Genomic DNA, 7,752 nt, shown 5'->3' on the forward strand with positions numbered 1-7,752 from the left:
CCGCACCTACTTAACCCCCGGCTCTGCTTGAAGCCCGCCCGGCCACGCGAGGGGCCACCAGGCGGCCGCCGCGTGTGGTGAGTGCCGATCTCGCCACACGGGCCGCCGAGGAGAAGTGAACTCGATGAAAACCCCCAGGGAATCCACCGCCGCGCATCGGGTGGACACAGCCGCGAGCGGCACACGTGGTCTGCCGACTCCGCGACCGGGCACCGAGGTAAGGGATTCGGCTTTCCCCGAGTCCGTCGCCGTACGGGTCCGGTGCTCCGGTGAGAGACCAGCCGGTGGAGGCGATTCAAGCCGTCCGTGGTCGGGTTGGTCGGTCGCGCTGCTCACGGCGACCGCACTCGTGCTGACCACCGCCCTCCTGTTTCACCTGGCCTTGATCTTTTTGACTCTCGCCCCCGGCAACGTCCTGAAAGCACGCGGCCAGGCACTGATCGACGCGCACGTCCAACCCGAGTTCGGGCAGGACTGGAAACTGTTCGCGCCCAACCCCAAGCAGCGCAACGACTCCATCGGAGTTCGTCTGCAGACGACGGGGCCCCGGGGCCGGCATGTCTCCGAGTGGGTCAACCTCACCGACCAGGACGTGACCGTGATCAAAGGGTCCCCGGCTCCCAGCCATGTGCACCAGAACATGCTCCGCATCGCCTGGGACAACTCCGAGGCATGGCACGGGCCCGGCGACAAGCCCAAGGGGATCCGGGGGCAGGTCGCGGGCGCCTATCTGAAGCGTGTCGTGCTCCAGAAGGTCGGGCGCAGCTGGCGGGGTGAGCCGATCACGGCTGTCCAGATCGCGGGCCGCTACACGACGGTGGCGCCACCGTCGTGGACGGCCGAGGAGGTGCCCGACACCACCACCTACCGCGTCCTGCCGTGGTCGCCGGTGACCGATCAGGACTACGAGGGACTGTGAGTTGAGCACTGTGGCCCCCATCGCCGACCCGCCCGAGGCACCCGTTCCGGCACGTGGAAGCCGTGCACGGACGGTGGCCACCCGTCTCGGAGAGGCCCTCTGCGCCACCCGCGCTCCGTATCAGGCCGCCGTCTTCCGCATCGGACTGGCGCTCGTGATCGCGGCCTTCCTGTGCCGGGAATGGCCCCACAGGCGCGTGCTCTACGGCGACCGCAGCCCGTTGTCCTACGACATGGCGCTCGATCTCGGCCACCTGGACGGCACCTTCAGCGTGCTGCAGTGGTCCGGCGGCCGGGTCTGGTTCGAGATCGTCTACACCCTGACCATCGCCTCGGCCTTCGCGGTCCTGGTGGGCTGGCGTACCAGGACCGCCTCCGTGGTGCTCATGGTCGGGACGCTGTCGCTGGAGAACCGTAACCCCCTGGTGGGCGACGGTGGCGACACCGTCCTGCGCATCATGGTGATCTACCTCGTCTTCACCCGCTGCGCCCAGGTCTGGTCACTGGACGCACGGCGCGCCCGTGTCCGACGGGGGGAGAACGCCCGCCACGGCGACCGGACCGGGGTCGCGCTGTGGACGGCGACCGGTCTGTTCCTGCTGCTGGCGTTCGGCTGGGACACCGGCTGGCCCCTCGTTCTGTGGACCCTGTGGGCCGTCCAGGGAGTGTGGTACACCGTCGGCCGCCTGCTGCCGGACAGCGAACTCCGCGCGCTGCTGAACGCGGGCGCGGCGATGCTGCACAACGCCGCCGTGCTGACGATCGCCGTACAGGTCTGCCTGATCTACGCCACCTCGGGCTGGTACAAGGTGCAGGGCTCACGATGGGAGCAGGGCACCGCCCTGCACTACGCGCTCAACCTCGAGTACTTCGCCCCCTGGCCCTCGCTTTCGGCCCTCCTCGCCGGCAACGCGGTCCTGGTGATGCTGCTGAGCTACGGCACCGTCATGCTGCAAGTCGCGTTCCCCTTCACCCTCGCCGACCGCAAGGTGAAGAACGTCCTCATCGCCGTCATGATGCTGGAGCACCTCGCCATCGCCGTCCTCCTGGGCATCCCGTTCTTCTCCTTGGCCATGATCGCGTGCGACGCCGTCTTCCTGCCCACGGCCTTCCTGAGAGGAGTCGGCGTCTTCTGGAGGCGGCATCGGCCCACCGGGCGTGCCGCCGCAACCAGCGCGGTGCGGCATCCCGCCCGTACCGTCTCCCCTCGGTGATCCGGAAGGCGATCTCCCCTCGGCCCGATCGATGAGGTTGACTCGTGCCACTGGCCCGGACCATGACAGGAGCTACCACATTGACGTACGACATCGCCGCCCTGCGCTCCCGGTTCCCGGCGCTGGCCGCCGGGACCGTCCACTTCGACGGGCCCGGGGGCACACAGACGCCCCAGCCCGTCATCGACGCGATCGCCGACGCGCTGGCGCAGCCCCTGTCCAACCGGGGCCAGTACTCGCTGGGGGAACGCAACGCCGAGGCCATCGTCACCGGGGCGCGCCGGGCCGTGGCCGACCTGCTGGGCGCGGACCCGGCGGGGATCGTCTTCGGGCGCAGCGCCACCCAGCTCACCTATGATCTCGCCCGCACCCTCGCCGCCTCATGGGGGCCGGGCGACGAGGTCGTCGTCACCCGCCTCGACCACGACGCCAACATCCGCCCCTGGGTGCAGGCCGCGGAGCGGGTGGGCGCCACCGTGCGCTGGGCCGGGTTCCAGCCGGGGGCAGGAGAGTTGACGGTGGACGACATCCGCGCGGTCCTGTCCGACCGCACCCGCCTCGTCGCCGTCACCGCCGCCTCCAACCTGATCGGCACCCGCCCTCCGATCACCGACATCTGCCGTCTGGTTCACGAGGCAGGAGCGCTGGCCCATGTCGACGGGGTCCACTACACCGCGCACACCCTGGTCGATCTGCCGGCGTTGGGAGCGGACTTCTTCGTGTGCTCCCCGTACAAGTTCCTCGGCCCTCACCACGGCGTCCTCGCCGCCCGGCCCGCACTGCTGGAGGGTCTGCGCCCCGACAAGCTGCTGCCCTCGAGTGACGCGGTCCCGGAGCGCTTCGAACTCGGCACCCTGCCGTACGAGTTACTCGCCGGTACCCGTGCCGCCGTCGACTTCCTGGCCGGCCTCGATCCGAACGCCACAGGCACCCGACGCGAACGCCTGACCGCCTCCTACGCCGCACTCGAAGGACACGAGACCACCCTGCGCACCCAGCTCGAGAAGCAGCTGGCCGCGCTCCCGGACGTCACGATCCATTCCCGGGCCGCCGACCGCACCCCCACCCTCCTGCTGACCCTCGAGCACCACGACACGGCCGACGCCTACCGCTTCCTCGCCACCCGCGGCATCCACGCCCCCTCCAGCCACTTCTACGCCATCGAGACCTCCCGCCACATCGGCCTCGGCGACACCGGCGGCCTGCGCATCGGACTCGCCCCCTACAACAACGCGCAGGACGTCGATCGCCTGCTGGACGCACTGGCCGATTTCCTGGAGGCCTGAGCACGAACAGGTGTCACCCTCCCCCCGTCGAGGACTTCTGGAACGGGAACGCCCCGCGCCGGTCTTCACACGGTGTGCCGGCGGCGCACCAGCAGCAGCGCGCAGTCGTCCTCCGCCCGGCTGTCCGACAGGCAGCGGGTGGTGATGTGGTGGAGGGCTGGATCCGCAGGCAGCGTGCCGGCCTGAGCGAACGCCTCGTGCAGAAGAACCCGGGCGTGGGCGGGGTCCGTGCCCGGGCGGTCGGTCAGGCCGTCGGTGTGCAGGAGCAGTTGGGCGTCGTCGGCAAGCCGGTGAAGCATGGACGGGTAGGTGCTGTCGTTGAAGATGCCCAGGGGCGGGCCGCTGTCCGTGGGGAGTTCGTCGAGGCCGCTTCGCGGGCTGTAGACCAGGGGTGGTGGGTGTCCGGCCGTGGCGTAGCGCATCTGGCCGGTGGCGGGTGTGAGGACGACGAGGCAGCACGTGGCGGTGCGGGCACGTCGCGGATCGTTGTCGTTGTCCTCCGTGAGCAGTCGGTTGGTGTGGTGCAGCAGCTCGGAAGGGTCGTCGGTGAGCGCGGCGTAGGCACGGATCGCGGTGCGCAGTCGTCCCATGAGGGATGCGGCTTGGGTGTCGTGTCCTTCAATGTCGCCTATGGCGAGCAGCAGAGCTCCGTTGCCGGTGATGAAGGCGTCGTACCAGTCTCCGCCGGCGTAGGCGCCTGCGGCCGCCGGCAGGTACAGGGCGGTCAGTTCGGTGTCGGGCAAGGAGGGCAGGGCGGTGGGAAGCAGGCCCTTTTGCAGTTCGACTGCGCGCGCGTGTTCCGCGTCCCAGACACGGCAGCGGTCCAGTGCGCGTCCGAGCAGGCCGGCGGCCGCGATGAACAGCGCGTGGTCCTCGGCGGTGAAGGCGTGGGGCCGTTTGAACGAGAGCATGCAGGCTGCCGGCCGGGCGTCGGGGTCGGACAGCGGGATGGGCAGGGCGGCCCAGGCTTGCCGGTCCAGGAGGTGCGCGGTGTTCGCGTAGTGGGGGTAGGCCGCGATGAGCTCTTCGTGCGAGGCCACGAACACGATGCGGTGTTCGCGCAGGGCGTCGGTGAGAGGAGCACTGGTGCTCAGCGCGACCCCGCGCAGCGCTTCGAGGTGTTGTTGCCCGTGACTGGTGAGGACGTGCAGGCGTTCCTCGGCGGCTTCGGCCAGGACGATGGCATCGGCGCCGAAGACGGCCAGCACGTCACAGGCGGCTGCGGCCAGCTCGCTCGTGTTGTGCACCGACGCACACGCGGCGGCGAGAGCCCGGATCTGTTCGGCGCGCAGCATCTGGCGGTGCATGCGGGACTCACGCCGGTCCGCGTCGTCGGTCTCGGCCGTGATGTCGGTGACGTGGCCGGTCAGCACCACTTGGCCGCGGGCCTCTGCGCTGCGGGAGCAGCGGGCTTGCAGCGTGTGCGTTCCGTCGGTTCTCGGGACCCGGTACATGATCTCGTAGGTGCCGGGTTCGGCGGTCAACTGCGCCAGGAGGTATTCGGCTGTCGGCCGGTCGGCCTGCGGCAGTGCCGCCAGGGCGGCGGACAGCGGGTGCCGACCCGGCCCGGGCAGTCCGTGCTGGTCGGCGAAGACACCATCGCCACTCACGTACCGCTCAGTGAGGTTGAGGGTGAATGCACCGCGCTCGACCTCGCGCAGGCAGGGTACATCGGCCCGGCGCGGACCCGGCAGGCCGGCCAGGGCGTCGGAGACCTCCTCGGCGACGGCGGACAGGAAGGCCTCCTCCGTCGCGGTGAAAGGTTGTGGTCCCGGACGCAGGACCACCAGCGTGCCCTGGGGCTTCCGCAGGGGCAGAGCCGCGGCGGCTGCCGGGGCCGTGGCCAGCGGCAGCGGGTAGGGGCGCCGGAAGCCGTGGCCGGTCCAGGAGCGGCCCAGGGCAGCCAGGCAGGCCGGCCAGCTGTCGGAACGCTCCAGGGGCCGCAGTGGCGGCTCCCAGGCCGACGACAGCCCGCTGATACCGCAGGGGAACAGATGGCTGCCGTCTTCCTGAGCCAGCATGAGCGCCCAGCCCGTCACCCCCAGCCATGCGCATGAGCCGACCAACGACGCCGAGATCTCCCATGCGCTGCCCGCCTGGCGCAGCCCGCGCCGGACCAGGCTCAACGCGTCAGGAGGAACAGTCATCGAAACACCTACGTTTTTCGCAATTCACGCTAGAACGACTTTACAGTGGTCAAGGTAATCAAGAGACAAAATGGTTGAATCTCGGCTGTGGCCTGTGGGTAGGGCCTCGCGGGCCCACCGGGTCTCGTTGGTCCCACGGGTCTCGTCATGGTCCCAAGGGTCTCGTTGGTCCCATGGGTCTCAGCCCAGGGCGTCGTGGGGCAGCCCGTCGCGCTTGCTGTCCCGGCGGGCTCTGCCGACGCCCGACAGCCCTGACGACGTCGACCACTCGGCCGGGGCGTGGCTGCCGCCGACAGGGGATCCTCGTCCACCAGCCTGGTGACGGTCCGCGGCTGGAACCACACCCGGACCTTCCAGGGAGCGGCGGGAACACGTCGCCGGGGCGGCGCGGACGGGCTCGACGAGTCGGTCGACCTCCCCGCAGGCCTTCCGAAACGCCGTTTGGACTGCCGGTCCTGTCACATGCGTGTCAGTGCTCCGGGACGGATAGAAGCCATGTACGACGGCAGCCACGGGCAAACCGGGGCGGGGAAGCCTCTCCCGCGCATCCACCCACTCGACAGACGTCGCGATCCCCTGCCCGGCGGCTCTCGTGCACCACCCCGGCCCCTTCCTGGTTCAGTCGCAGCAGTTGCAGCAGCCCCCGTCACCGCAGCAGCCGTCGCCCGAGCTACCGGACCCGCGGTCGCCGCCGCCCGAACGTCCGCTGGAGCCGCCGGAGTCGCCGCCTCGGCCGCCGGACCAGCCGTCACCACCGGAACCGTCCCGACCTGAGTCACCGTTGTGGTTGTCGTCGCCGAACTGCCAGGGCTCTTCGTCCTCGACGCAGAGGCAGCAGTCGGAGCACACCCCACAGCCGGCGCAGAGTCGGCGCCATCGGCCGCACCGTCGGCACTGTCCCTCCGACGGGCGGCCTGACGCCAGTGAGGCGCCCTCCGGAGCGGCGCCTGTCAGCGCCCGTGTGCCGCAGGCGGTGTCGGTGCCGTGGTCCGCGGGTGTGCGCGTCGGCGTGCGGCGTCCGAGCCAGGGCAACATGCGGGGGCCCGGTGTCCGGTGGCGGTGCCGGTGGTGGCGGTGCCGGGTGTCGAAGACGCGGTCGGTGGCACGCTGCAACTCGTCCCCCAGAAGCATCCGTACCAGTTGCCCGTCGACGAACTCGGTTTCGGACAGGGCGAGTCGGATTCCATGGACGGCGTCGTCGCAGAGCCGGCGCACCTCGGCGCGGTCCGTGCCGGTCACGGCGATCGGGTTCCAGGCGTCGGACGCCTCATCCGCGTCGAAGTCCTCCACCGCGTCCAGCAGATGGACCAGCCGGCCGAACAGGCGCCCGGCCTCCGCCAGGGGTTCGGCGTTGTCAGGGCGGCCGGCGAGGACCGCGGTGTGCGCGAAGGCGGCGGCGGTCGCCGTCTCCGTGGACTCCGTGACTGCCAGCAGGGAGCTGCCGGGGCCGGACAACCGCTCGATGTGCGGCTGGCGTTCGACCGCGCTGAGCAGTACTGCGGTGTCGAAGCCGAGCCGCCCGCCGCCGGCGGCGCTCGCACGGTCCCAGCGGTGGGCGATCCGGCGTGCCGCCACAGTGATCGGGCGGTGCCGCAGCAGGCCGTCGCCGTCGGCGACATGGTCGCGTATCTTCGCCGCGGCCAGCACCAGGGACACCGTCGCCGCCAGGCGGGCGCCCTCCCCCTGGGCCACGGCGGCCGAGCGCATCCCACGCAAGGGGCAGGGGCCGGCGCCTCGCCGCGCGTCGCCGGTACGTTCGGACTGAGCCTCGGTCAGCACGGAGATGATCAGGCCGTCGTAATTGGTGGCTATGCGCGCGAACTGCCCGTACTCGCCGCGCAGTGCCAGGCACAGGCCGCACAGATGCGCCATCCACTCGGTGCGCAGGCCCTCGCCCAGGCGATGACGGCATGGTCTGATGATTCCGAACACCGGCAGTTCTCCCCCGCAGTTACAGCTACCCGGACGCAGCCGGATGGACGGCTACGGACGCACGACCGTGCGTGACCTCCGCGCGGCCGACATCCTAGTGTCCTGAGTCGGGAATTCGCTGCGTAGCTTGGCGCTGGCTCGGCATGATGGTCGGATGGCGAGGACGGGACGGCCGAAGGCCGAGCTGGTGCTGACCGACGACGAGCGCGAGACGTTGGCCCGCTGGGCCAGGCGGAGGACCTCGTCGCAGGCCCT

5 protein-coding genes are annotated in these 7,752 nt (G+C 70.6%); 3 read left to right on the plus strand and 2 right to left on the minus strand.

The annotated features are described in order from the left end of the window. Positions 1-382 precede the first annotated feature (382 nt). The 3 genes from ACFW6P_RS31815 (at position 383) to ACFW6P_RS31825 (ending at position 3,418) form a co-directional block, all read left to right on the plus strand. Positions 383-919, plus strand: coding sequence for a DUF5819 family protein (locus ACFW6P_RS31815; protein ID WP_386359985.1), 537 nt, complete (start codon positions 383-385; stop codon positions 917-919). A 73-nt stretch (positions 920-992) separates the two neighbouring features. Further along, complete coding sequence (locus ACFW6P_RS31820) at positions 993-2,132, plus strand: HTTM domain-containing protein (RefSeq protein ID WP_386359988.1); 1,140 nt, start codon at positions 993-995, stop codon at positions 2,130-2,132. Between the two features lie 80 nt (positions 2,133-2,212). Next, on the plus strand, positions 2,213-3,418 hold the full coding sequence (locus ACFW6P_RS31825) for a cysteine desulfurase-like protein (RefSeq protein WP_386359990.1): 1,206 nt from the start codon (positions 2,213-2,215) through the stop codon (positions 3,416-3,418). Positions 3,419-3,483: 65 nt separating this feature from the next. Here the strand turns inward: ACFW6P_RS31825 and ACFW6P_RS31830 are convergent, their stop codons facing one another. Next, positions 3,484-5,565, minus strand: coding sequence for a PP2C family protein-serine/threonine phosphatase (locus ACFW6P_RS31830; RefSeq protein WP_386359993.1), 2,082 nt, complete (start codon positions 5,563-5,565; stop codon positions 3,484-3,486). Between the two features lie 618 nt (positions 5,566-6,183). Then, a complete protein-coding gene (locus tag ACFW6P_RS31835; protein ID WP_386359996.1) occupies positions 6,184-7,497 on the minus strand; it encodes a DUF5685 family protein in 1,314 nt (437 codons plus the stop codon). Positions 7,498-7,752 lie beyond the last annotated feature (255 nt).

This window comes from Streptomyces sp. NPDC058741, from assembly GCF_042746715.1.
GTDB lineage: Bacteria > Actinomycetota > Actinomycetes > Streptomycetales > Streptomycetaceae > Streptomyces.